General features: G+C 49.3%; 1 pseudogene. It reads left to right on the top strand.

The window, feature by feature from the left end:
* A pseudogene (locus C162_RS37250) lies at positions 1 to 203 on the top strand (IS3-like element ISBth8 family transposase); the annotation flags it as partial.

The raw sequence follows: 203 nt of genomic DNA, 5'->3' as shown, positions 1-203 counted from the left end.
TCCGCTCCTTCCGTGGTCTACCCGAACCGATTAAAGCGTAAGTTTCATGCGACAGCACCTCAGCAGAAGCTAGTAACGGACATCACGTATATCTCAGACGGCACCCGCTTTTATGATCTGTCTGCGATTCAGGACCTCTTTAACAATGAGATTGTAGCTTGGCAGATCTCGGAGCGAAACGACGTAAACCTCGTCATGGATAC

It is taken from the genome of Paenibacillus sp. FSL R7-269, assembly GCF_000517865.1.
Lineage (GTDB): Bacteria > Bacillota > Bacilli > Paenibacillales > Paenibacillaceae > Paenibacillus_AQ.
This window is presented reverse-complemented; position numbering and strand designations above follow the sequence as displayed.